The 25,497-nt window shown below is 43.7% G+C and carries 20 protein-coding genes; 7 read left to right on the top strand and 13 right to left on the bottom strand.

Features of this window, described 5'->3' with window-relative positions; translation table 11 throughout:
• Positions 1-33 precede the first annotated feature (33 nt).
• Positions 34-693, bottom strand: coding sequence for a ribose-5-phosphate isomerase RpiA (gene rpiA / locus L1D44_RS09435; protein WP_239890220.1), 660 nt, complete (start codon positions 691-693; stop codon positions 34-36).
• 310 nt (positions 694-1,003) lie between these two features.
• On the opposite strand from rpiA, the gene L1D44_RS09430 reads away from it, so the two are divergent.
• From L1D44_RS09430 to L1D44_RS09415, 4 genes are all read left to right on the top strand, one after another.
• Positions 1,004-1,948 (top strand): DUF808 domain-containing protein, encoded by a 945-nt coding sequence (locus L1D44_RS09430; RefSeq protein ID WP_239890218.1) that lies wholly within the window; start codon positions 1,004-1,006, stop codon positions 1,946-1,948.
• 70 nt (positions 1,949-2,018) lie between these two features.
• On the top strand, positions 2,019-3,110 hold the full coding sequence (locus L1D44_RS09425) for an endonuclease/exonuclease/phosphatase family protein (RefSeq protein ID WP_239890105.1): 1,092 nt from the start codon (positions 2,019-2,021) through the stop codon (positions 3,108-3,110).
• A 403-nt stretch (positions 3,111-3,513) separates the two neighbouring features.
• On the top strand, positions 3,514-5,283 hold the full coding sequence (locus tag L1D44_RS09420) for an alkaline phosphatase D family protein (protein WP_239890103.1): 1,770 nt from the start codon (positions 3,514-3,516) through the stop codon (positions 5,281-5,283).
• Between the two features lie 483 nt (positions 5,284-5,766).
• On the top strand, positions 5,767-6,327 hold the full coding sequence (locus tag L1D44_RS09415) for a phosphoribosyltransferase family protein (protein WP_239890101.1): 561 nt from the start codon (positions 5,767-5,769) through the stop codon (positions 6,325-6,327).
• Between the two features lie 471 nt (positions 6,328-6,798).
• Here L1D44_RS09415 and L1D44_RS09410 read toward each other — a convergent pair whose 3' ends face one another.
• The 5 genes from L1D44_RS09410 to L1D44_RS09390 all read right to left on the bottom strand — a co-directional run bounded on the left by L1D44_RS09410 (position 6,799) and on the right by L1D44_RS09390 (position 12,884).
• Positions 6,799-7,011 (bottom strand): hypothetical protein, encoded by a 213-nt coding sequence (locus L1D44_RS09410; RefSeq protein WP_239890099.1) that lies wholly within the window; start codon positions 7,009-7,011, stop codon positions 6,799-6,801.
• 427 nt (positions 7,012-7,438) lie between these two features.
• The gene (pepN, locus tag L1D44_RS09405) at positions 7,439-10,045 is read right to left on the bottom strand and encodes an aminopeptidase N (RefSeq protein ID WP_239890216.1); all 2,607 of its coding nucleotides are present in this window, start codon (positions 10,043-10,045) and stop codon (positions 7,439-7,441) included.
• 315 nt (positions 10,046-10,360) lie between these two features.
• Positions 10,361-10,954 carry a penicillin-binding protein activator LpoB gene (lpoB, locus tag L1D44_RS09400; RefSeq protein ID WP_220770628.1) on the bottom strand — a complete coding sequence of 198 codons (594 nt, stop codon included), beginning with the start codon at positions 10,952-10,954 and terminating at the stop codon, positions 10,361-10,363.
• Positions 10,955-10,977: 23 nt separating this feature from the next.
• Positions 10,978-12,345: a hypothetical protein gene (locus L1D44_RS09395; RefSeq protein WP_239890097.1), complete on the bottom strand. Its 1,368-nt coding sequence runs from the start codon at positions 12,343-12,345 to the stop codon at positions 10,978-10,980.
• A gap of 326 nt (positions 12,346-12,671) precedes the next feature.
• Positions 12,672-12,884 carry a SlyX family protein gene (locus L1D44_RS09390; RefSeq protein WP_220770630.1) on the bottom strand — a complete coding sequence of 71 codons (213 nt, stop codon included), beginning with the start codon at positions 12,882-12,884 and terminating at the stop codon, positions 12,672-12,674.
• A gap of 452 nt (positions 12,885-13,336) precedes the next feature.
• On the opposite strand from L1D44_RS09390, the gene fkpA reads away from it, so the two are divergent.
• Entirely contained in the window at positions 13,337-14,104 is a 768-nt protein-coding gene (gene fkpA / locus L1D44_RS09385) for an FKBP-type peptidyl-prolyl cis-trans isomerase (RefSeq protein ID WP_239890095.1), read from the top strand.
• A gap of 70 nt (positions 14,105-14,174) precedes the next feature.
• Here fkpA and L1D44_RS09380 read toward each other — a convergent pair whose 3' ends face one another.
• The 5 genes from L1D44_RS09380 to L1D44_RS09360 form a co-directional block, all read right to left on the bottom strand.
• Positions 14,175-14,939 carry a hypothetical protein gene (locus L1D44_RS09380; protein ID WP_239890093.1) on the bottom strand — a complete coding sequence of 255 codons (765 nt, stop codon included), beginning with the start codon at positions 14,937-14,939 and terminating at the stop codon, positions 14,175-14,177.
• A 236-nt stretch (positions 14,940-15,175) separates the two neighbouring features.
• Positions 15,176-15,856 (bottom strand): hypothetical protein, encoded by a 681-nt coding sequence (locus L1D44_RS09375; protein WP_239890091.1) that lies wholly within the window; start codon positions 15,854-15,856, stop codon positions 15,176-15,178.
• On the bottom strand, positions 15,846-16,478 hold the full coding sequence (locus L1D44_RS09370) for a hypothetical protein (RefSeq protein ID WP_239890089.1): 633 nt from the start codon (positions 16,476-16,478) through the stop codon (positions 15,846-15,848). The genes L1D44_RS09375 and L1D44_RS09370 overlap by 11 nt, the downstream gene beginning before the upstream one ends.
• 2 nt (positions 16,479-16,480) lie before the next feature.
• A complete protein-coding gene (locus tag L1D44_RS09365; RefSeq protein ID WP_239890087.1) occupies positions 16,481-18,757 on the bottom strand; it encodes an ATP-binding protein in 2,277 nt (758 codons plus the stop codon).
• Positions 18,757-20,022 (bottom strand): N-6 DNA methylase, encoded by a 1,266-nt coding sequence (locus L1D44_RS09360; RefSeq protein WP_239890085.1) that lies wholly within the window; start codon positions 20,020-20,022, stop codon positions 18,757-18,759. Before L1D44_RS09360 ends, L1D44_RS09365 begins: the two co-directional genes overlap by 1 nt.
• 212 nt (positions 20,023-20,234) lie before the next feature.
• Here L1D44_RS09360 and L1D44_RS09355 point away from each other — a divergent pair, with 212 nt between their 5' ends.
• Complete coding sequence (locus L1D44_RS09355; protein ID WP_239890083.1) at positions 20,235-23,033, top strand: SEC-C metal-binding domain-containing protein; 2,799 nt, start codon at positions 20,235-20,237, stop codon at positions 23,031-23,033.
• Positions 23,034-23,127: 94 nt separating this feature from the next.
• Here L1D44_RS09355 and L1D44_RS09350 read toward each other — a convergent pair whose 3' ends face one another.
• Positions 23,128-24,546 carry a DEAD/DEAH box helicase family protein gene (locus L1D44_RS09350; protein WP_239890081.1) on the bottom strand — a complete coding sequence of 473 codons (1,419 nt, stop codon included), beginning with the start codon at positions 24,544-24,546 and terminating at the stop codon, positions 23,128-23,130.
• A complete protein-coding gene (locus L1D44_RS09345) occupies positions 24,546-25,091 on the bottom strand; it encodes a response regulator (RefSeq protein ID WP_239890079.1) in 546 nt (181 codons plus the stop codon). Before L1D44_RS09345 ends, L1D44_RS09350 begins: the two co-directional genes overlap by 1 nt.
• A 128-nt stretch (positions 25,092-25,219) precedes the next feature.
• On the opposite strand from L1D44_RS09345, the gene L1D44_RS09340 reads away from it, so the two are divergent.
• Positions 25,220-25,426, top strand: coding sequence for a helix-turn-helix transcriptional regulator (locus L1D44_RS09340; protein WP_239890077.1), 207 nt, complete (start codon positions 25,220-25,222; stop codon positions 25,424-25,426).
• The last annotated feature ends 71 nt before the right edge of the window (positions 25,427-25,497 follow it).

The following is a 25,497-nucleotide window of genomic DNA, read 5'->3' as shown; positions in this document are numbered from 1 at the left end:
CTCTTACATCGAAGAGCGAAAATCATAAAACAATTAATAAGTAATTGTCTTAACGCCGTCAGGAGTACCCACTAGCAATACGTCTGCACCGCGCATAGCGAATAGGCCGTTAGTCACCACACCAACGATTCCGTTGATCTGCTCTTCTAGTGCTTTCGGGTTCATGATCTTCATGTTGTACACGTCTAAGATGATGTTGCCGTTATCGGTCACACAACCTTCACGGTAAACAGGGTCGCCGCCAAGCTTAACAATCTGACGAGCCACGTATGAACGTGCCATTGGGATCACTTCGATAGGTAGCGGGAACTCACCTAAGATATCGACCTGCTTAGTATTATCGACAATACAGACAAACTTTTCGGCAACCGCTGCAACGATCTTCTCGCGTGTCAGTGCTGCACCGCCGCCTTTGATCATATCCATGTGAGCGTTGATCTCATCGGCACCATCAACATAGACAGATAGCTCGTTGACGCTGTTTAGATCAAAAACAGGAATACCTAGGGCCTTCATTTTTTCTGTTGATGCTTCAGAACTTGATACCGCGCCTTGGATATCGAACTTCATTGTGGCAAGGGCATCGATAAAGTGATTAACCGTTGAGCCTGTACCTACGCCAACAATGCTGTTTTCTTCTACGTACTGCAGAGCAGCCCATCCGGCAGCTTTTTTCATTTCATCTTGAGTCATCATGAAATCCTTTGTTAAAGATAAAGTTAAAGACAAGGTTAAAACTATTGCCGACAGTATACTCGTTTAACGTGGCAAGCGCGGCTGAATTTTGCTTTAAAAGTGACGCGCAAGGCGTATCATGTTTAGCTTAAGTCGAGTGGCGGTGCTTTTTCTGCTGTGGCTAACCATTTATTGCCATTAGCTTATTCACCAATGCCGCTAGAGTGCGAGTGCTATTTGTTTAGTTGATAGTTTGATAGTTAGTGTGACCGATTGTTAGATGGAATTTTGGCGCGAACACGCGCCACTCAGTGATAAAGGAGTCGATATGGCAGGGGCAAGCTTATTAACCTTGTTAGATGATATCGCGACAATTTTAGATGATGTCGCCGCGATGAGTAAAATTGCCGCCCGCAAAACGGCGGGGGTACTGGGTGATGATTTAGCCCTTAATGCCCAGCAGGTAACAGGCGTGAGCGCCGACAGAGAGTTACCGGTCGTTTGGGCGGTGGCCGTGGGCTCGTTTAAAAATAAGTGCATGTTAGTGCCTGCGGCTATGCTGATCAGCGCCTTTATTCCTTGGGCGGTGACGCCGCTGCTGATGTTTGGTGGTCTGTATCTTTGTTATGAAGGCTTCGAAAAGATTTACCATAGCTATCACGCTAAGAAGCATCATCAAATCGATGAAACTCAGGCGACCGAAGAGGAGATAGTCGATCTTAGGGAGTACGAGGCCAATAAGGTTAAAGGTGCGATCCGCACCGATTTTGTATTGTCAGCTGAAATTATTGCTATCACCTTAGGTATTGTCGCCGACAAGAGCTTGAGTACTCAGTTTTTTACTCTAAGTGTTATCGCGATTGTTATGACCATAGGCGTCTATGGTTTGGTCGCTGGTATTGTAAAGCTCGATGATGCCGGACTCTATTTAAGCCAGCGTCCAGGTGAGAGCTTATGGAGTCGCTTTAAGCGTCGTTTTGGTTTTATGTTGCTTAACTCGGCGCCTTACCTTATGAAGACTTTGTCAGTCGTCGGTACCATTGCCATGTTTATGGTGGGGGGCGGTATTTTAACTCACGGCTGGCATTGGGTGGGGGAACAGATAAGCCATGTGGCGAGCTGGATTGCTGCCTTTGAGTTTGTCGGTCCTGTGGTTGCCTTTATCACGCCGAGTATCTTAAACGCGATTTTCGGCGTGATAGCTGGCGCTGTCGCGGTATTGCTGATGGAGCTGTTTATGAAACTTAAAGGCAGTAAAGCCGAGCAAGGCTAATAGTGTATGGGGAGGAGAGGGTTGCCAGTGACTAGAGGTGGGGCTATTTATTAACAAGCGGAGCTGTCAGATGCAAGGTGATGCGTTCACCCTAAAGCTTGCGAGCTTTAACCTATTTAACTATATCGAGCCACCATTGGCCTATTATGATTTTGAGAATATCTACTCTCAGGAGCAGTGGCATAAGAAGCAGCGCTGGCTGGCAGATTTTTTGACGCAGCATCAGCCTGATGTGGTTGGCTTTCAAGAGATATTTTCAGCCGATGCCTTAGCGTTGCAAATGACAGAAGCGGGCTATGACCATTTTGCAGTAGTCGATACGCCGACTATTGTTGATGACTATATCTGCCGCGATCCTGTTGTTGGTCTTGCATCAAAGTATGCTTTTCAAGAGGTGGTGTCGATAGAGGTGGATAGTCGACTAGCTGTCGGTCTGGGCTTGAGTGAAGGCTTTGCTTATAGCCGTAAACCTCTGAGAGCAACGGTTAAGCTGCCTGAAATTGGCCTGTGTGATATTTACGTGGTGCACTTTAAATCTAAACGTCCGCATCAAGATGAACTGCCATCGCCCAAGATCGCAAATGCGCAAGGGGTGGTGAACTTCGGTGAGCTGCTTGGGCGCAATAGCTTAGGGCAATGGGCATCGAGTATTCAGAGGGGGAGTGAGGCTGCATTACTGTTTCACAGTATGATGCAAAGGCGCATTGAGACGGGACAGCCGATGATCTTGATGGGCGACTTTAACGAGGAGTTGACCAGCTCAGTATTGTCGATATTAACTAATCGTGAGCTACGCTTTGAGAAAGAGGGCTTAGGAGATCTTAATAGCTTTCCGTTAACCGATGGTTATATGCTGTTTGAGCAGGGGCTGGAAGCACTGTTTACTCCTAAGGTTACGAGAGCAGACTCCCTCGATATGGCGCCGCCATTTATAAGAGATGCAAGAGCGGCAAGGTCGCCAACTCATTACTATGGCGCTACAGGTTCTGTACTGGACTACATTTTGCTCTCGGCGGATTTCGATCCCAGTTATCACAAGAGTCTTGCCGAGGTGTGTGATTATCACACCGAAGACCGCCACTTAGTTAACCCCAGCTTTGAGCGTGATAGTCAAAGCAGCGACCATGCTCCAGTGATCTGCACCATCCGCAGCAGAAGTTAGATTTAAAGATTTTAAAGAAGGTCCTAGGAAAAGCAGGAATTAGGAGCTAGGAAAGCTGCATTGCTGCTTGCTTTTGCTAGAATCTAGAGCGCTCGTAAACTTGCTGCTAGGACGCTTCGTGGATAGAGCGGACTTCGTCCTGCTATAAGATCAAAAGAAAGCATGGATTTAGGCTTTGCTTTTCCTGCTTTATCCGTCTCTGCTTGCACCCTCTTTGCTTTCCCAGCCTTTACCGACCTCTACTGTCTTAGCTTTCCCTAGAACCTCCCCCTTCTTTTGCAGTTAACAAACTGTTTACATCTTTGTCTTTTTCATGTCATGGTGGTGCTTTAGTATTAAAGCTGATTAGACCTCGTACCACCGAATACTATTAATACACTGGAATATTAAGGGAATAATAACAATGAAACGACCTTTCACTCGTAGAGATTTTTTAGCCATGTCAGCTAAAGGCGTGGGCGCTGCAGTTGTATCTTATGGCCTGATGGGCTGTAGCAGTGACGATGATGACAATGGCATTTATGCCGAGTTCCTCCACGGCGTTGCCAGTGGGGATCCTAGTCATGATGCCGTCATACTTTGGACTCGTGTAAGTCCAGAGCGCGATGGGGAACTCAAGGTGTCGTGGGAGGTGGCAACCGATGCCGCATTCAGCCAGTTAGTGAGTAACGGTGAAACCATGACCAGCAGCGACAGAGACTATACGGTTAAGGTCGATGCCGTGGGGCTTGAGGCTGGCACTGTGTATTTTTATCGCTTTAAAACAGGCAACAAAACCTCTCAACCAGGGATGACAAAAACCCTGCCACAGGGGGCTATAGATAGTGCCAAATTTGCGGTGCTCTCCTGCGCGAATTTTCCTGCTGGGTATTTTAATGTGTATGAGATGGCGTCAAGAATGGATGACCTTGATGCGGTGATCCACTTAGGCGATTATATCTATGAGTACGCGCGCGGAGAGTATGCCAGCGAACGCGCCGCCGAGCTTGGGCGTGAAGTCTTGCCCGAGGGCGAGTTAATGAGCTTGGCTGATTATCGCACTCGTTATGGCCAATATCGCAGTGATATCAGCTTGCAGAAGCTTCATGGCAAGACTGCATTTATCAACGTGTGGGATGACCATGAGGTCGCCAATGATAGCTGGCGTGAAGGGGCGGAGAATCATAATGATGGCGAAGGGGACTTCGATGCCCGTAAAGAGGCGGCGTTGCAAGCTTACTTCGAGTGGCTCCCCATCCGTCCATGGCGTGAGGGCAACCATGAGGAGATCTATCGCTCATTCCAGTTTGGTGACTTGGTCGATCTGCATATGCTCGATACCCGTCTGCTTGGTCGAGATAAGCCGCTGGACTACGCCGAATATATTGATCCCGCAACGGGCGGGCTAGATAGCGCTCGTTTCATGGCGGATGTAACCGACACCAATAGAACCATGCTTGGTCAAGAGCAGCAGGCTTGGCTGCAGACGGCGTTACTCACCTCAACGGCAACTTGGCAAGTATTAGGGCAGCAGGTATTGATGGGGCAGATGATGTTGCCTGCGGCAATTGCTACTCAGCAGTTGTCGATCCCTGAGTTTGGTCAGTTGGCTGCACTCGCCCAATTTGCTGCGCGCAAAGCGGCAGGCGACCCAACGCTCACTGAAGATGAGCTTAAGTATCTATCCTTCTATGGGTATAAGTTGACGCCTGAAGCGATGGCTCTGCTGCAGCTGCCATCGATCCCGTATAACTTGGATGCTTGGGATGGTTATGCCTACGAGCGAGAGGTGATTTTGGCAACGGCTAAATCACAGGCGAAGAACCTAGTGGTGATTGCTGGTGATACCCATAACGCATGGGCGAATGAGCTAAAAGATGCGGCGGGGGACACAGTTGGAGTCGAATTTGCAACTAGCTCGGTGTCATCACCGGGTCTTGAGTATTACCTAGGTATCGATGCTAAAGATATCCCCGCAACGGAGGCAGCCATTATCGATCTGGTCGATAACCTTGCCTATGCGAACTTGATGAACCGTGGCTTGATGACACTCACCTTTAACCATCAAGAGGTGCGCAGTGACTGGCGCTATGTCGACACCATCTACACCCGTGACTTTAAAGAGGATATCGAGAGAAATTTCTCTATGACCACTAAGGTCGGTACTCCCTCTTTAAGCGCCGTCACTGAGTAGTGACAGGGCTGATTGAGCCGAGACTGGCTGAGAGTAAGCGATTGCATCGCTGCTTTTAGCTCAGGGTATTTTCATCGTTTAGATTTAATACCAAGGCAACCTAATGAGGTTGCCTTAATTTTTTTAGTGATGAGAAGGTAAGTTTTCGGCTTTTTTGCAGCAATCAGGGCTATTTTAGTATAAAATTCGCGACCAAAATCAGGTGGGTGGCTAGACTTTGAGCAGTGAATCGAAACTATCGATTTACTGAGAGCGACTCTAGATCTTGGACTCGATGCTATCACCTGCCTTTTTATCGCTATCGGCTTAACTGTTTTGATCTATTCTTAGGGAATAAGGATGGATAAGTTTAGTTCGAACTTTTTGCTAACAACTTGTTTTTAATCCCTATTAAAAACACTCCTCGTCAGGGTGCTCTTGAGGCAGACAAGCGATAGCGGTAAGACTTAATTCAGATATTAATAACAAGATGGGGACGGTCAGATGTCAGAGAAACGCTTTATTACCGCACAGGAGTTGCTAGAAGATTCTTTTCGTTTAGCGGCACAAGTTTATGAAAGTGGCTTCCGTCCACAGTTTATCGTTGGTATTTGGCGTGGTGGCGCTCCAATCGGCATCGCAGTACAGGAGTTTTTCGACTTTAAGAAAGTAGAAACAGACCATATCGCAGTGCGTACCTCGTCTTACTATGGGATTAACCAGCAGAGCAAGCAGATCAAGGTGCACGGCCTGCATTATATCGTAGAAAATGCTAACGCCGGTGATGGGCTATTGATTGTCGATGATGTGTTTGACTCTGGTCGCAGTATCCATGCGTTAATGGAAAACCTAAGCGATCTGATGCGCTTGAATATGCCAAAAGATGTACGTATTGCTTGCCCATACTACAAGCCACAAAATACTGCAGTGCCATTAAAGCCAGACTACTTCATCCATGAGTCTGATGAGTGGTTAGTATTCCCGCACGAAGTTTCAGGCTTGTCTGTCGAAGAGCTTGCCGAAGGCAAGGGCGATCTGAAAAACATTAAACACCTATTTGTTTAAGCTTGTTAAAGTATAAGCTCGTTGGAGCTTGAGCAAGCAGTAAAAAACCACCGTTCGGTGGTTTTTTTATTTTCAGTGCCTAGCCTCCTGTTTTCAAGAATCTAGAACACTCGCACACTCGCACACTCGCTGCAAGGACGCTTCGCGGCTAGAGCGGACTTCGTCCTGCTAGGAACAGCAAAAGGCGGCATTGTGTTTTTTAATGTAGGTTGGGCTTTAGCCCATCTAAGATGACGGCATAAATGCTGACCTACATTAAAAGAAGGCTCTAGGAAAAGCAGGTTATAGGAGCAAGAAAGGGCAAAAGTGTTATTTGCTGAGGAGGATCGGTGTCGTTTTGCTTTTCTTTTTTCCGGCTTATCCCATCTTTGCCTTTTCGGCCTTTGCCGTCTTAGTATTTCCTAGCACCTAGCACCTAGCACCTAGCACCTAGCACCTAGCACCTAGCACCTAGCACCTAGCACCTAGCACCTAGAGCTTATCTATCTCATCTTTTAGCTGGTAAGACTTATCTGTGACGAGTTGTTCAAGGGTGGCGACACGCTCTCTGAGTTTTTCTAGCTCGGCCTTAACACTCACTAGCTCATCGAGTTCGACCCGACCTTTGTGTTTGTTGTATTCCTTTAAAGCGGCGATAGTAAAAACGCCGATGATAGCCAGTGCGGCAACCGAGAAGGGCCCCATATGTCGCTCCTTGATGAGTAGAGTGCAACTCAATTATAGCGGCAAAACAGCAGCTAGGTTTGAAATAAGGAGCGAGGAAAAGCAGGTTGTAGGGAGAGCAAAGACGGTAACAGCGAACGGCCTGCGGCCTAGGGAACGTGACAGCGTCACTTACGGAACGCTGCGCTTACGGGAAAGATAGGAAAAGCAGGTTCTAGGGAGAACAAAGACGGTAACAGCGAACGGCCTGCGGCCTAGGGAACGTGACAGCGTCACTTACGGAACGCTGCGCTTACGGAAAAGATAGGAAAAGCGGGAAGCAAAGAAGTGGACATTACGATGCCTTGCTCTTCCTGCTTATCCGGTCTTGCCTTTCCGGCTTTTACCGTCTTAGCATTTCCTAGCACCTAGCACCTAGCACCTAGCACCTAGCACCTTCTTTTCCGTACTAATGCTTCATCTTAGATTTAATCAATAAGCACTTTTGTTCATGTTGCAGAGCCTCTTTAAGGGCTCGTAGGCTTGTATCTGATAATGGCTTTTGTGTCTGGTCTGACTCAACTGAACTAATGAGCTGTTGTAATCTATTCGCATTGCCATAGCTGCAATCAGTAGGGATCAGTGACGCGTTGTAGCTGCGCATAAAAACGGGGTTTTTACTCCTGTCTAACTCGGCAAGCGAATCGAGGCGCTGCTCGGCGGTTGCGGCGCTCAGCATTTTTTGCTCACTTGGGTAAAGGTTTTCCATCACGGTACGTACCTTAGCAAATGGCAGATGTGTTGGTTGTTGAATTCGCTTTAACCACCTGTCTTTATTCGATATTTCTGGGCGAATGACCTCTGCAGCCAATGCCGACTTTTGTCCGGCGTCAGAGTTATCCGTTGCGCGCTCTTTATTTAGCCAGTAACGGCCGTTGCGGTGATTAAAGCGATTGAGCTGGATTATCATCTTCCAGCGTAGTGCCTGGTCAATCTCAACGCCTTTTATGCTTGCGGTTTGCTTGAGGAGCGCATCGATATGATTGAGGGCATCGCTGCTTCTGGCAAACTCGATATAGACTGCAAACCAGCGACGCTGAATGTCGCGGTTGCCCTTGTTGACCATCACCTTTCTCAGGCTCATCTGCTCAATGGCTCTTATCGCTTTTTTAGCATAGTGTTGATTGATAGGTGCCATTTTATCTAAATAGATGCGTGCGTTAGATAAGCTGGTTAACACCTGATCTAAGATGGTGAGATCTCGCTCGCCGGGCAAGTTAACCAGTACTGTGCCCATGTAATCATTTAAGGATTGTTCACCGCTTTCAACGCTGTCCCACAGGCTTTGCCACAGCATGGAACGCAGTAGAGGGTCTTCAACGGAGGCTAGGTAGGTCCGTGCCGTGTTAAATGAAGTCGGGTCTAGGGTCACTTTAACAAAACCCCAGTCTTGGTAATTGGGGTAAACGAGTGCAGGGCAGTGTAGGCCGATAACTTGCTTCACTTCGGTGGTTGCACCGCTATAGGTTACCGGCACACTAATGTTGTGATACAAGCGGTTTCGGCCTTGGGTGAACAGGCCTAGTTGTACCTTTTGCTCTCGTAAGGTGGGTAAGCCCCTTGGTGCAGTTTGTTTTAGACTAAAGGCGCTAATACGGCCATTGCTGCAACTATATTCCGCTTGTAGTGTGTTGACGCCAGCATTATTCAGCCAGTCTTGGCTCCACTGGCTTAAGTCTCGTTTTGAGACCTGCTCAAGGCTGGTGATAAAGTCTTTTAGCTCGGCGTTCTGGTAGCTGTACTGAGTTAAGTAGTGTTGCACCCCCTTTTGAAAGGTTTTCTCGCCTAGAAGGTGATTGAGCTGTTTCAGCGTCGATGCGCCCTTGGAGTAGGTGATGGCATCGATGTTATCGAAGGCATTTTGGCTGCTCGCGACAGGAACCTCGATCGGGTGCGTGCTGGCTAAGCTGTCTTGATGATAAGCATCTTGTTTGTTTTTAGCGTAGAAACTGCGCCAAGCATGGCTAAATTCGTCGATCTGGCTGATAGCGAGTGTCCCCATAAAAGAAGCAAAGCTCTCATTTAACCACAGACCATTCCACCACTTCATGGTGACTAAGTTGCCGAACCATTGGTGCGCCATCTCATGCATGATAACGCTTGCCAGACGCTGTTTCTCGCTGGCTGTCATCTGAGTACTTGTCAGAAAGTGGCTCTCGCTAAAGGTGATAGCGGCCGCGTTCTCCATGGCGCCATAGAGAAAGTCAGGTACCAACACTTGATCGTACTTGTTAAATGGGTAGGGGATCCCAAAGTAGTTATCGAAGAAGGTTAACCCCTGTTGGGTGTAGTTAAACCAATCTTTTTCATCGACCTGCTTTGCCACAGACTGCCTAGCAAAGAGACGCAGTGGATATTTGCCAGAGTTGTCTTGCCACTCATGGTAGGGGCCTGCATGCATTGAGAAATTGTAGGGGCTCAGCTTAGGCGACTTAGGAAATACCCAGCGACGCTGCTCACCCTGCTCGGTTACCGAGGTTTCTCTCATGGCGCTGATCACTGTCCAGCCTTTTGGTGCGGTTACCGATAGGGTATACGTTGCCTTAAGGTCGGGCTGATCGAATAGGGCAAACATCTGCTGCGCGGCAGCGGGTTCAAAATGAGAGTAGAGATAGACCTTGTCATCGACCGGATCGACGAAGCGGTGTAGCCCTTCGCCATTGCTACTGTAGTTGCGAGTGAATTGCACCTCGATAGTGTTGCTGCCACGGTTTAATAGACGTGGATTGAGTGTGATATAGCTGTTGTTGTAGTTGGGGTAGACCTTCTTGCCGTTTATGGTGAAACTGTTAATTTGGACTTGATTGAGGTCTAAACTCAACGGCTGGCTGGTGTCACTGAGTTCGAAGCTGACAGTGCTGATGGCGCTAAACTGCTGCTCGGTCAGGGTAAAGTCGAGCTCATATTCCACATCAGAAATTCGCTCGGCGCGGGCAGCGGCTACTTGCTGGCTAATATAGGGAGTAGCATCACGCAGGGCACTCAACTCTTTACTACTGACATTGGTGGCGATCAAAGAAAAACATAGCGCGGCGGCAAAACCTGTGTGCAGCAACTTCAAAACAACTTCCTTAATATTAAACCCGGTGGGCTTTAGCCCTTATTATTCTATTTAAACGCTAGCCTGATTTCGGCCTGACACTGAATAGGTATGATGGCAACAACTATCAAGCCAAGGAACCATAGCACAAGCGGCATAAGTTACCTTATTTCGAGTTGTCGCAGAAGCAATAAAATGCGTCATTTTTGTCGCAATGTTAACGACTCAATGAGCGCATAAAAAAGCCAGCGTAATGCTGGCTTAGTTAATGGAGGGGCATTCTTTAGAGAATTATAGGCCTAAGAAAGACTTAGACTTAACCTTGCGGATCTCTTTTTCATCAGACCATTCGATTAGGCCTGTCTCTAGATCCATTAGGCGCATGGTCATCTTGTAGTAAACATCTTTGGTGCTGCCATCTTGCTTAACGATGCTAGAAAGGTTGCCGTATAACATGTACTGAGCACCGATCTGACGACCGAAGTTAATTGCTGTCGATGGGTCAACCATGCCTGAGTTGTTCTGGTAGTCTAGTTGCTTGCGCACAGCATCTACCTTAGTCATGTCGATAAAGCGGAACTTACCCGAGCGTAGTAGCTTGTTGCTGATCGAATCGGTTACCGATTCAGTATCGATATGCTCAGAAGTCTTGTTCTTAATTTTATCGACGAAGATGATTGGACGATCATTCGCTGTCATAGCAACAACTGGTGGGAAGGTCAGCATACTGTCGACCATCTTAGCGGCAATAGCCTGAAGGTCAGTTGAGCCGAAGTTTTCGTTAACGGTTTCCACTTCAGTGGCATCACCGTATTCGACTTTAGATTGGCAGGCAGATAAACCTATTACCGCTGCAAGGATAAAAACGACTTTTAAATGTTTCATAGTAAGTTCCATACAAGTGATTGCTAAATGATTATTGAATAAAAACGGGTGTAATTACCAGTGTCAATTACCCAGACTAAGGTTGTACGTCCACTCTTGACTTCGATGGGATCGGCTGGATTATTGTCTAGCATTAGTGAATAACTGCCGGGCTTTACATATGAGCGAGCGATCTGTGCCTGTTCAGGCAAGGTTAACCAGCTACGTCTATCAGCCTGCTCGCTAACCACATTAAAAATTTGCATGGCGATAGAGGCGTAATCGATATCATTATTGCGCTTCTTGGTCTCACTCTCGACGCTCTGAGCCATCTCTGACTTGGCATAGATCCGCGCGGCCTGCCTAACGAGTGCAGCCGGAAGCTCCTCTTTGAGGGCGGTAATGGCGAGGGCATCGATGTTGGCGATGGGCGCGGTTTTTAGCACAGTGCCTAGACCTTGCACCTGTCCCTGTCTCACAGGCTGTCTATTGGGGTAATAGGTGGCTAAGGAGGCTGTCTGCCAATTCCCCTTAAGGGTAAAAGGCACGGTGAAACTCTGTTTCTCAGGTACGAAGCCACGCTCCAGCATGATGATGACTTGACCATCACCTTTATTGGGTAAAACCGCATCGCCCCAACGCCGCTTAAACTCATCGTACTGTGGCATAGCAAGCTGCTTTGCTAACCTGACTAAGTCTTTTTGCAGATAAGGGTTATTAGGGGTGATCTGCGCTGCCTTTCGATAGTCGATAAAGGCATCATTGGGCTCGCCTAGGATCTCGTGCAACATTCCCGTTGTGTAATAGCTATAGGCATTTAAGAAGGAGCTGGTGGTTGTGCCGGCCGCTTTACTGAGTTTATCCATCTCAGCATCTATCGTGCCGTTTGCCATGGCTTGTACCGATTTATTCGACCTTTGATAGCGAGCCTGCTCTTGGCTTTGTAGCTCATTACTGCGGCGTACTTCTACTAGTGCGCCTTGAGGGTCGCCTGCAAATAGATAGTTTAGCGCCTGATATTGGTGCAACATGATGCGCTCGTAACCGGGGCCGCGATAGGGAATAACGTTATCGTTAACGAAAAGGCTACTGGCAGTCGCCCCTGCATCACTTAGGCTGATCTTGGCCTTGTCATCGAATGCTCGGTAGGCTGACATTGCTTGCTGATAGTAGTTTTTACTGGTTTCGAAATTACCAGCAATTTGGGCGCTTCTGCCCGCTTCTTGGGCGTAGAGTAGACCATCGGCACCATCAATTTTTTCCTCGACTAATTTGGCCGCATTTTGCGGCGTGGGCGAGTTGAGTTGAGCCTTTACTGGCGCAATTTGAGAGGGATAATTGATAAAGATACTGTTAAACGCGCAGCCGCTTAGGCTTAATATCATCACCGTTAGCAGTAGTAAACTTCTCATACCTGAGTCTCTTTGGTTTGCGCTAGTTGCATCGCCTTCCTTGATAACCGTGGGTTAGGCTGCTTAGGTTTAAGTCGACTTAGTTTGAAGCCTGCTTAGTTTTAAGCTTGGTTGAACTGATCAATTGCTTCCAATAATTATAAGAGGTGAAAGCTCATTTATTGCGTGTTTATAAAAACTTACAATATTTGATGTTTATATCAAGGCCTTTATAGCGCTTTAAAGCTGAACATAAGATGAATACTTTAAACTGATGCTTAAAAAGTACACGCTCTGTTGTACTCTTTTCGCTCGATTAAATCTACTCATCTTAATGATTGAGTGTATCAATAATGGGGAGGGGGCGTTTCTTCTGCCTGACTTGCCATATTGCTTGGTTCGACAGCCTGTAGCTTATTAATAAGCAGCTTTAGCTGCTCCTGCTGAGATGCCAGTAAATTGTTGAGCTTGATAACTTGCAGGTTGAGCTCTTCGATGGTGCCGTCTTGAAAGGCGATCTTCATCTCTAACTCTTCGACTCGATTTTCTAAATTATCCAAATTGACCTCTGATGGATAGGGCTTCATTGTCTCGGCTGCTCGATAGAGCGGTCAGAGATGCTTGTTTAGCTGATTATACAACGGCAAGTCATCTTTATGGAAATTTGCTCTGTAAAAGAATGACGAAGCAAGCGGACAATAAATGGTCAGAAAGCTGAATGAAACCTGATAAAAGCATTAACAGATGCACTCGTGAATGAACTCGCTTCGATTTCTGCTGTCTTTATGGTGACGATAGAGATAATCATTGCTAAGTTAATGGGCCTAAATCCTTATATTTGCACTGCAAGCGCAGATAACAGATACAAGTCTATATGGAAAAGAGTGGTCAATAATAGCCGAGCCGCTTTTAACCAATCAGATTGGAATAACCTATTTAACTAGTATAGAGTGGTTCGCCTAAATAAAAATAAAGGTTAGTTTAACCACGTAAAAATGCTGAGGAAGCTTTAATGAAATCGATTTATAAATATTCACTAGTGGCCCTAGCAGTAGTCGGCCTAACAGCGTGTAATCAAGAGCAGGCTGTAGCGGTAGATGCTCCTGTAGAATTAAAGACTGAAGCGCAAAAAGAAGCTTACAGCGTTGGTGCGTCAATCGGTACTTACATGGCTGGCCATATTAAAGAGCAAGAAGAACTTGGTCTAAAAGTGGATAGAAGCTTGATTGTTACTGGTTTTAGCGAAGGTCTAAACAGTGAGCTGAAACTGACTCAAGAAGAGATGCAAACTATTTTGCAAAGCCTTGATGAGAAGCTAAACGAGAAGCGTCAGGCGCAGGCTGCTGCATTGGCAGAAAAGAGCCTAGCTGAGAGCAAAGCATTCTTAGAAGCGAACAAGGCTAAAGAAGGCGTTGTGACTACTGATTCAGGTCTACAGTATGAAGTGATCACCGAAGGTACGGGTGATAAGCCGTCAGCTGAAGATACGGTTAAAGTTCACTATGTGGGTACACTAACTGACGGTACTGAATTTGATAGTTCAGTTGCACGTGGCGAGCCTGCTACTTTCCCACTTAACCGTGTTATTCCTGGTTGGACTGAAGGCGTTCAGTTGATGTCAGTGGGTTCTAAGTACAAGTTTGTGATCCCTGCAGAGCTTGCTTACGGCGACCGTGACACAGGTAGTATCCCAGCGAACTCTACACTGGTATTTGAAGTTGAGTTGCTTGATATTCAAAAGGCCGATGCGCCAACTGCCGATGCGGCTCACGCACACTAATTGAGTCGTTAACGACTGAACTAAAAAAAGGACGCACTATGCGTCCTTTTTTATTCGCTTGATTTTAGTATTAAAATGCGTAGGTAACGGCAAATCCAGCATAATCGAACTGCGCATCGTTATAGTAATCACCGGTGTCGGTAGTTTGATTGATCTGCCCTGCAAATAGGGAGGTCGCCCAACGCTTGTCTAACTGATAATTGAAGCTTATCCAGAGGCTTTCTTGATCGAAGTCGGACAATCCTGAGATACGATATCCTATGCTGGTCGAGAGGCTCTCGGTAAAATGATAACCCGCCTCTATGCTCGCAGCTGGCGTGATAAATAGATCGTCATGTTCACTTAAGTTCTCACCATTGATGTTATCTAAGCGAATCGATTGCCCTACAATACTGACCCCAGCGCCGACATCGAGAACCCAGTCGCTATCTCTGAGTAGCTTGTAGACATAATCTGTACTGAGCATCCAATTGCGATAGGCTGAAACGACTTCTGAGCCTGCTTGGTAATGCTTCCCACCAAAATTAATATCTTGTTTTAATGTGGTGGTGTCGCGTGCTTCCATTGGGGCAAACCCAAATGAGAGGTATTGAGATTGATCGAGTCCCCAACGTAACTGTGCGGCGGCATAGGTGTTAGGCTCCGATTCGCGGCTGAAGTCATAAAGATCGAAACTGTCTTGACCCACTTCGTTGATCTGGTTCTTCTCGGTATCAAAGCCTCCTATTAACAGCGAGTAGCTACGCGTTAGCTTCTGCTCTTTTTGACCCCATATTTCGGCATTTTGGTTCTGTTTTTTGCTTCTAGGGCCAGTCAATCCGGGCGTGTAGCTCATTGCTAAACCAAGTTGGTACTACCACACGTGGAATCTGGAAGATTTCTGTAAAGCCTTTAACAACAAGGCGTGTGTGTATTTTCCAGAAAAATGATTCTCATCGGTCACTTTTTCTAAAAATATAGATATCAGCATATCATTTTCCAGAGTGTTTATCATTAATGGTCTGTTGTTCTTAGTAGATCATTATTCTGAGCTTACAAAATTGATTATAAGGATTATATACCAATTTTGCTTTAGATCTTTAATAAGTCTAAGCTCTGAAACTTGTCAAACAGTGCTGTTAATGCTTCCATCTCTTTTTGAAATTCATCTACTTGTATTTGATTGCTTTTCCATCGTTTAAGGAGTGTTTTTTGCTTGCTTAATAACATGCTTTGAATATGAGTTGCTTTATTTTTAACTTCTCTACGCTTACGAATATATACACGGTTAGTTCGATTTAATAACATTTTACCAATCATGTACTTTATAGGGCCTTCATTGTTTTTACATTGAATCAATCCGTCACGATCAACTTCAAGATATTCTGTAATATCAACTTGAAAGCGGTCTAAATAACCTTTTTTATGTAAAAAAGTTGCACCGTTTTCCGTATCTTTGCAACCTTTCCAATCATTGGTCTTTAGTACATTGCATTTTTGGCATGATAAGTGCAGGTTGAATGGATGAGTTTTTAAAATTCCATTGAACTTTTCACCAAATACGTCCATAGGTCTAAAGTGATCCAATGAAAAGTGTTCCCCTCCACATTCATCTACATGTGCATCGCAATATACACACCTATGCTTGCAGTCTCGCGCAGTATTATCGTAATTTGTTTTACAGTTATATGTAGCGTAGAACTCACCTTCAGCTTTATAGTACTCTGATATGTCTCGCCTTTCTAAAGGCGGAAAATATAAGCTATTCATCATTATCCGTCTTTAAGTTATTGTAAATATCATCTAATTCATCTGAAGCAGCCTTTAACTCAGCCAGTGATTCTTCGCTAATTAGCCTCTCATCAACCAGTGCTTTACTACGGCCAATATTTAGAGCGTCAAACTCCTTTATTTCGTCATTTGACAAAGTAGAGAAAATAGATTTTTCAAAAAGTTCATCAAACCTTTTTGCCTGCGTAGACTTTATATCTGCATAAGTATTTATATGGCGTAAGAAACGTTTTTTAAGGTTTTCTTCTTCCTCATCTGAGTCCCAGTCATTCTTGTCAATAACAAACTCAACATCACCAAAGTATTGCTCAATTTCACCAGCATAACTTGTCAGCATATATATTGGGATTTTTGTATCAATAAACCTAATTTGCTCAACTAATTCACTTCCTGTATAGGTCGCAACACCTGAATGCTTGAGCTTTTCGTCGATTAGGTAAGTCACTTTATCTGGTATTGTATCTAAGGTAAGCATCATTTCTTTTAATGAAGGTTTTACATCTAAACATACGATTTCGAATAACTCTCCGAACATCATTTGCATTGACAGCTCGTAAGTCGCTCTTATATCGGTATCATCATCAATAAATACTATTTTGTTCATATTTAGTTATCCTGTAATACTTCAATGTAGAAACCAGCGCCACCAAGTTCAGAATATTGCTGTGCAGTAATTGCTCCTGAAGACATGTGGTCTTCTACTTGACCTTTAATTATTGATAAACCCATGCCTGTACCTATTGAGTTACCTTTATTATCAATTTTTCGACTGTGCATCGGTAAGAAAATAGTATCCTCTTGCCCCGCCTCCAATCCACAACCAGAGTCCATGAAGGCAAGCTTGAGTCTGGTTCCTCCTACACGTTCAAACAACACTTCAATTCTTCTCTCATCTCTCGGAGTGTCTTCTAATGCCCATGTAGAATTAGTTATTAAGTTAATAGCGATACTTTCCCAATCAATTGCATATGAACGGACATTGAAATCTTCTTTCTTAATTCTGACAAACTTAAAGCTCCACTGAAGCCCCATTTTTTCAAACGTCGCAGCCATCATGTCAAAAATATAGTTGAAAGTATCGGGGACATTTACTTTTGTGCGAGTACGTTTATCCGGCTTAATATTGTTAATCGCTAATTTAGAGAAAGTGTCAACATAATGTGCACCAATGACCATACGGTTAGTTATTTCTACTAGTTGCTTAAGATCTATGTCTTTACCTGTATCTTTTGCTATATCGATTACTTTTGTGAGTGCCCTAGCATTTTTTAGAGCTAAAGCTGAATGAGTGCGTATTTCGTGCCCAAAGCTCACAGTTAATACACCTAAGGAGGCAAGATTTGAAAGAGTATCTTTTTGCTCTTCTAACTTTTCGCGCTCTTTCTTCATGTACAAATAATATTCGTCGAGAGCAGTTTGATGCGCTACTTTAGCTCTTTCTAGATCTCGAAGTTTTTGATTTAGTACTTTAGCAGGGGGGGCTTTCTTCTTATTTTTGTTTTTCTTTTTTGAAAATGCTCTAACTTTATCTATAGCTTCGTTTAGTTCGGAATCTTTTTCTTTAACAACTTTTTCTAGCTCTGCCGCTAGGTCTATGTCGTCATTGTCTTGAGCATTTTTGTGCGCCAAAAATTCAAAAGTAGAAATGACTTTTAAAACGAACGTTCGTAACTGTAGGTATGCTTCGTTTTCAACGATACCCTCTCTGTTTGCTTGGTCATTTAAAATTGCGTTGGTTGTTTTGGAAATGCTAACCGCACCAATAATCTGACTTGGACCAATTCTCCAGCCACCCTGCTTTATACCACCTGGACTAGCTGCTTTTCTGTACCCCAAATCAAGCCAATCCCCCTTTCCTGTAGGTTCACCATATGGTCTTACTCGAAAGTCATCACGATAAATTCGCACCCCCCGGTTTAGCTCCATAAATTTCGACCAATTTCGGGCAGACATGTCAACTTTAGAAAAAAACTCCTTACTTCGCACCATGTAATGGAATTCAAAGCTTAATGGTCCAAATAAAGGTTTATCTCCTTGCTTTGATATCCAATTTCTCCATGGTGTCGGAACCTGTTCGATTTTTTCTCCTGTAGAATTATTCTTAAAGGATAGTTTAACCCTATTGTTATCATCTACAGCAGCTTTTACTTCCCAACTAGCGGCCTTCAGTAACTCTTGAGTATCAACAATCTCAGGAGGAAGCTGAGTATTATTAAGAGTTTGGTGAAGAATAACTGAGAAGTCATTAGCGGTACTATATGGTGAAATTAAAAGTCTAAGTTCTTGCTTTAAATCTTCAATAAAACCAGAAGTCCAATTGTCCTTAAGCCCAACTAGAACCATGTAGGTACCAGATTGTTCTGCCGAAGTAAAAATGTCACCATACTTCCCTGAAAGTGGCAAATCTTGCTCATAAATATCGTGTTGAATTTCTGATATCGAAGCATTGGTTTTTTCGTACTTTCTCCAGTCTACAACTAGCTGAATGATTGAATTGCTACCTTTTTTTTTCGTAAATAAGATAACTTTCTTACTTAGCCTATCAAGACCTAATCTCCCCAGCCCTTTAGCCCCGGTAAGAATTCGTTTTTTATTTATTGAAAGCTCTATGCCATTTTTAAAATCAGTCCCTATCTTTAACCAATGGTCAGCGATAGTCTCAGTATCCATTCCATTCCCATCATCCCTAATCACTAATGTTGATAGAGCCGGTGAGTCTCTTAAGTAAAATTCGACATGAACATCTTCAGCATCTGCGTCATAGCCATTTTTGATAAGCTCTGATACTGCTACTGTTGAGCTAGAAATGCTTTCACGACCAAGCTGCATAGGTACACGAGCTGACATATCAAACGGTTTTTTACCTAATTGTCTACGTGCCATTATCTTTCCTCTGAATATGGGATGTCTTTTATTACACCAACAGTTAGGTGGCGTAGCCTTATACGTTCATTTAAAAAGTCATTAGTTTGTTGGCATTGTAAGGTTCGGATGAGTCTTTTACATGTGTTGATTTTCCCATCTTTGGGTTTAACAACAATCATATGATTTTCGATTGCTACAGGCTCTCTAAGGTTAATAAAAGTAGCTGATGCTCGCACTTTATCTGATGGGCTTGATGTTCTCTTTATAACTACAAGTGGAGGCTTGAGAGCTTTTCCTAGAAATTTTCTTGTTTCAGTGACAGATGAGATAACTTCCCACTGAGGACAATTCTTGGGATAAAAATAAGGATACTCGGTTCCTTCTTTAGGATCTCGATAAGCAACCAGAGGGCCAGTTCGCACGTCAAAAAAATCAGCAATTGAAGATGTATTAATTTTAGGTTTATACCACTGTATCTCAGCGATGTTACTTTCTAAAAGTCCAGATAGAAGAAATACATCAACATCAGTCTTGTTATTGAAGCGCCCCCAAACCTCTGCTGTTGCTATCATTGAGCCAGAGACAAATTCACGAAACGCCTGATACCGACTACCGGAACGTAATACATCAGGTAACACGGCACTGATATTGCAGCCCTCTTGTAAAATCCTCAGGTACTTATCAAATATAATTCCTGCTGCGTTAACCTTTCCATCTTTCCAATAGTTTTCTTTAGGGGAGGTCCAGATTGTAAATGGAGGGTTCATGACGACGTGAGTTACAGTTTCAAGTTTTTCTTTACCAACAACCAAGGCATCTTGTACTTTTATATTGGGGAGTAGTCTAAAAGCGTCTTCTAATTCACAATCTTGTTTAACTCCTCGATTTAATGCTTCGATAATTAGCCTAAGTTTAGTGGCTTCAATGAAGTGGATATGAATATCAAAGCCCCATAGTACAGAGCCCCAAGCTCGCAATGTGGCTGAAAGAGTCGCCTCTACCCCGAGCTTTCTAGAAGCCTCAATTAGTAAATTACCTGCACCACAAGTTGGATCTAATACAACAGAACTAAAAGTAATCGGCGTTCGAAATGCTGATACTGTTTTTGAAGCAAGCTTCTGGCCTGTAAAAAAACTTCCCGCCTCACGCATTTCTTCTATCGTGAACAGCTTTCTTAAAATAGAGTCAATATTGTCAAGATCAACTAGCTGACGAAGCTGTTTTTCATTTGGTGATAGAAATATATCGCGCATTGCTGCGTTATGTGTGAAAAGTGGGCTCATATTACTAATATCTGCAGAAAACTGAAGTTGATTCTATCATCAAATTATAGAATGTCCTACTGTTGGGTTTCTGTAAGTTATTGATAGTGATTAAAATAAAACTTGATTAAAATCAATCATTCTGCAGGCTGTAATATGTTTTTTATAGTCAATTGAGTATATTGGCGACAGTATGAATTTAGACTTTGACTACCTACTTAAGGCATAAAAAAATGCAAGAAAGCTATAATAAGAACGTTCCGGATGTCTTGGATACAGCTCAGCTTACACGTATCGAATCAGTACACAGAGGATTCCTATATCAGCACTTGTATACGGTAGGTTGTTTACTTTTAGCGCAGGAGGCTGAGGTCGAGTCTATAATGGTTGAGCTTGATGAGGATATTGAACTTGTTACCGAGCAAGGGCGAATCTATGTGCAGGTTAAAACCCGTTCAAAGCCAATCATACCAAGCGAAATTTCTGGAGCATTAGAGCGTTTTAAAGATTTGCGAAAAGAGCATGATGAAGGACGGCGAAAAGGAAAGGCTTCATTTGTTTTCGTCGCGAATCAGTCGCCTAGTATTCAGCTCCAGAAGGTTATCAATGACAAGAAATTGCCTCCGGATGTTGTTTTCATTTGCCCTCAGTCTAATAGTGATAAATTCTCGGTACTTCCGCCAGCTTGGGAGTCGCTTACTGATGCTGTCGCATGGTGTATATCTTTGGCAGAGAAACTGAATTTTTCATTGTTGTCCCCTGAATCCCTGATATGGAAGCTAGCCGGACTGGCACAACTTGCAGCCACTGGGAATACAGCGGAAAAACAGCATGTATTTCACACTAAAGATCTGCCTACTTTATTTGAACAACTTATCGTTCAGTTACAGGATTTCCCTTCTCCACCTGTGTACTATTGGCCTCAAAAGCATGAGCCACCTCTGATATCAGACGAGCGAGTGCGTATTATTTGTGGTTTATCCGGTGCTGGAAAAACCACATGGGCTGCGCAGTCGGCTCAGCACTGCTTACAGTTATGCGCCTATTATGACACTGGTGACATTCCAGGACCGGCCTTAGCTAGCACGTTGGTTCGAGAGTTGGCGGCAAAGTTTGCAAAGCCTAATAGGGATGAACTGCGAAAAATTTTTCTGCCAGGTGTTAGTGGTTTTGAGGCGCTAAGAGCGTTCGACTCATTCTTGGGTCAGCAAGAGGCTACTCTAATACTTGTTTTAGATAATGCACATCGTATTCCTGTAGATAATCTACGAGATATTCTAAATGCAACTCAAAACCTTCGTTTTGTTCTTCTGTGTCAGCCACATGATAATGTCAGAGAGTTGGAGGCGATTATGGGGCTTCAACGTAAAACACTTTTCGGGTGGGATATTGATACTGTGGCCAAAGCTGTGGATGAGCTTGGTGGTTATGCCACTGCTCAAGGTTATGAGCAGTTACGTATTTATACTGGTGGCTTGCCCCTGTATGTTCAGAGTGCAGCAAAGGTTGCAATCTCAGAGTACGAAGGAAATGTAGATACATTGTGCGCTGAACTCCAGCAGCAGGAAAATAGCGTAGAGACTCCCCAGGAAGTTATTTTAAGTCGCGTTTATCAAGGGTTCGAGAAGTTAGTTCAAGATTCGCTGGCATTATTCAGCCTGGCAGATGTGGGATTGAGTCGTGATGAGGTTTCTGAGCTTCTTGTCAATTCACTAAAAGTATCTACAAAAGGTGCTGCCACAATTCTTAAAAAGATGCGAGCCACAGGAACTGTCGAAATTTTTGGTAACCAGATGCTAAAGGTACATGACGCCGTCAGAGCGTTGGGGTTGCAGCATTTAGAGCTTATGGAGACGGAGGTAAAAAATAATGCTTTACTGGCATTGAAAGAGTTGCTGGTAGTGAGCCTCCATAAAAATCGAGATACATCTAGATTTGCACTGCTGACGCAAATTTATATCAAGCTTAACGATATCAAGACACTTATCGACCTTTCTGGCGAAGAGCTTTTTTATGAAATGGGTATTAACGTTGACATACTGGCAAGTTTGGAACGTGCATTGACTGCAGATACGTTGAAACCTCTTGATAAGTTTTGGGCATTGGATGGAATCGCCTTCTATGAAATAAAGGTAGGCAAGCCTGAAAAGCTTATCCAGCGCTTTGAAGCCATGGAAGCTCTTCTTGTTGAGCATGAGTTTGGTTATGGAGAGCAAACCGCATATGTGATGAAGCGGATATTATTCTCGGCAGAAAATGGTGATGCACACGAGGTTAAGAGGCTTGTAGAAAAATTTAGTACCAATATCCCTAATGCAGATCATGAACGTATTTTTGATTATAACCATGCCATAGCCCTTTGGAGGTTAAAAAAATACAAAAAGGCTGACTCACTTTGTTTGAAAGTCATTGAGGGATATTACGACTTACTCGGTATCTCCTCTCAAGACGTTATAGGGAAAAATTCGGATGTACTATGGACTGTCATCGACCGACCTGAAAATGTTCATGAGTATCTAAAACATCTTGCTGATGCACTGGAGTTATACGCTACAAACCGTGAAGCATGGGGGAGACCAACTCCATTCGCCCGTATTCATTCGATGAAGTTTTATAATATGGTGGGTGCAGGAGATTCTATGGTTCGAGTAGGGCAGGATCTAGCTGACCAATTTGTTTCAATGAAAGACTTCACTGGGGCTAGGGAGGTCATGGAGCAGCATGTTCTACCAGTTGTGAATAAAGTTGGTTTGGTCGGTAAGCTTGTTCAGGTCAGAAGCCAATATGCGGTTATCTTAGCACTTGACGGGCAACATGAGGACGCCATTGCCGAAATGCGACGATTGGAGCCATATTTTGAGGGATTAACAGGCGATCAACGTCAAGAATTTGAAGAGCAATCAAAATATATTTCTCATATATCCGATGTGGGATCGAGGTCTACTACTAAACAGCTGTTTGGTAAAGTTGGAAGAAATGAAGAATGCCCTTGTGGTTCAGGACTGAAATATAAAAAATGTCATGGAGCCTGACCATCGATATTTTAAAGTTTCTCGGTCTAACTTAGACTTCAGAGATCTCAAGTTTAAATCTCATTTATGGTGGCACCATAAATGAGAACCCTAATTAGAAAGGTGAATTAAAAGTTGAAATAATCTTCTCTCTAAATCTGCCTAAGAGCTCTATTGATAAGTTGATTGAGCTGGTGAATTGAGCACCTTTAATCGTTATATTCGGTAATGAACAGGCCTGTTCATTACCGAAAGTATCCCCCATACTCAATGCCAAGCAATGAGGAAGATTGGGAAGGTGACTAGATTTTTGCTCATTGATTGACCCTATGAATTCTACACCGTCTTTAGGTTTTGAGTCTCTGAGTACAACATTGCTATTAGGGAGCTCCAATTCAATTCTATGTCCAAACTCGGCTAGTTTGGGTTCTGCAAAAATGAAGAGCCATGCTTGTTGGTCAATAGCCTCCGTTATTCGCAAAATACGACCTAGAATTTGCCTAAAATACAATTCAGTTTTTACTCGACTTAGGTGGCAGCACACCTGTAGCCTAGGAATATCAGTGCCTTCGCTTACCATTCCAACACTTACGATCCAGTGTGTATTATCATGCCTAAATTCGTTGATTATGTCTGATGGTTTAGTTTCTTGGTAAGTGACTATTGTCGCTGTTTGGTGGAATGTATTTGTGAGTATTTTTAAAATATAGGATGCATGTTCAATTGAGGATGCAACGACTAGCCCGGCAGCATCAGGGTTTAATTGCCTGATACTCTCTAGCTTATCTATTGCTAGGTTTAAAATGTGGTGAATCGCTAAATCATTTTTGATGACCGATTGATATGAAATTGAAGAACCTTTGAAAAGATCGTCAAAACAGCTGAAAGTTTGGATTTCATTATCTTGGCTTGTAATTGATAGTTCTTCGTTATCAATTAATACAATTTTTGGGTTCCGACAAACACCATCCCTCACGGCTTCTCTTAGGCCATAAATATAGTCACATTGAATTTGGTTATCAGGGTCTAGATATCGAGATAATACAATAGGGGCATGATCAGAGCGCCAAGGTGTACCTGTTAACGCTAAGGTATATTGCGCTTGATCTTGTATGTTGAGTAAGATCTCCTCTCCCCAAGCGTTGGCATCTTCAAGAGTACTACCAGAGCAATGATGGATCTCATCAAAGATTACCAATACACGGTTTCTTCTTAGCAGCTGCCAAAAATTTTCTTTGAAAGAGAGCATACCTTGGTAGGTATATGAACAGCCTACTGAACCAATTACACCATCGAAGCGGCATTCCAGTCGGTGTGAAAATGTTTTTTGAATACCTTGTGAGATGTTTACTGAAGGAGAAAAGCACAATACAAAATCAATAAGATCTTGCTCGAATAATTTTGCTGCTACCTCTGCCGCCATAATTGTCTTCCCCGCCCCTGGAGTAGCTAAGCAAAGGAAGTGTCTTTGATTGGCATGAAAGTGCTCTAGAGCGCGATTGACGCACTCTAATTGCCATTGTCTTAATTGCATTAGAGTGACTTCTGTTGGTGCGAAAGTACTGATTTAATAGCTTTGATTTGCCCAAGTAGCTTCGAGCTATTTTCTCTAGCCAGCATGTACTGCGACTCAAGGTGTTCCTTCATCTTTGGGAAGGATTTGTATAGCCGCATATATTCTTCAGACTCTCCAATGCTAGTCAGCAGATCGACTTCTGATTGCTGAAGGCGTTCTTTTAACTGCTGGACAGTACCTTGTTCAGTATTATCTAGCAATTTTTCTGGGTGCCGGTCATCGTTACTTCGTTCATTTATCACGAAGTTAGTTTGATAGAATTGCTGCGCCTTTTGATACGTTGCGTTTTTTGAGTCCTCGCTCTTATTCTTTTTTAAAACGCCTTTCTTAACGAGTCTATTGACCTGTCGATAGATAAATTTATATGCATCGCTAACACTCTGGTTGTTAGTCGAGGCTTCCAAAAATCTATCGCGTAACTGCACGACTTGGAAATTATTAAAGCTCTCGTCCTGGAGAATAGTATGCAACTTAGTGCATATTTTGATTGAAACTTTCGGCATGACTTTCTCACAAGGTGTTAATCACTAGCTCTAGGGAGTAAAAAAACATAACAAACTAAATACGGATTATAATCCGTGGCTTTATAAGCCGCAACTTTGGATAGTCTTTATCTTTAACGAGATGAAAAATGAAAGACTTAGCGATCCAATTTGGCTTGAATTTACGGAACAAACGCAAAGAGTTGGGGATATCTCAAGATAAATTGGCGCTTTTAGCGGAGATCGATCGCAGCTATGCAGGTCGAATTGAGCGCGGAGAAGTGAATATCACGCTCGAAAAAGCGTATCAGCTGGCAGAAGTTTTAGAATGTGATGTTAGAGTACTCTTGCCGTAGCTGAAGTTATGGTTGATCTGAAATTTTTCAATTAAATAATAAGATCGCTATTGAACTCCCCAGTTCTATTA

The sequence above is a fragment of the Shewanella sp. Isolate13 genome (assembly GCF_022398325.1).
In the GTDB taxonomy this organism is placed as follows: Bacteria; Pseudomonadota; Gammaproteobacteria; order Enterobacterales; family Shewanellaceae; genus Shewanella.
This window is presented reverse-complemented; position numbering and strand designations above follow the sequence as displayed.